The 229-nt window shown below is 83.8% G+C and carries 1 pseudogene; it reads left to right on the top strand.

Annotation, left to right across the window (positions count from 1 at the left end):
- Positions 1–31: 31 nt before the first annotated feature.
- Positions 32–229 (top strand): annotated as a pseudogene (locus tag CCN42_RS44715) (hypothetical protein); the annotation flags it as partial.

Genomic DNA, 229 nt, shown 5'->3' on the forward strand with positions numbered 1-229 from the left:
CCCCGGCCCGGTGCCGCAGGGATCCGCCCCGGTGCCTGTGCCGCCCGGCTTCACCGGAGTGCCGCCCGCTCCGCATGCCGCGGCGCCGCAGCACGCACCGCCCGACACCACCGGCCATGTGCCGCTCCCGCCCGGCGGCCCGGTGGCGGCCCCCGGCGGTCCGCCGCCCGCCGCGGTGCCCGATCCGGCGGCCGGCCTGCCCGACCCGGGCGCCACCACGCTCGCGGTA

Source organism: Streptomyces glaucescens (assembly GCF_002154375.1).
Taxonomy (GTDB): domain Bacteria; phylum Actinomycetota; class Actinomycetes; order Streptomycetales; family Streptomycetaceae; genus Streptomyces; species Streptomyces glaucescens.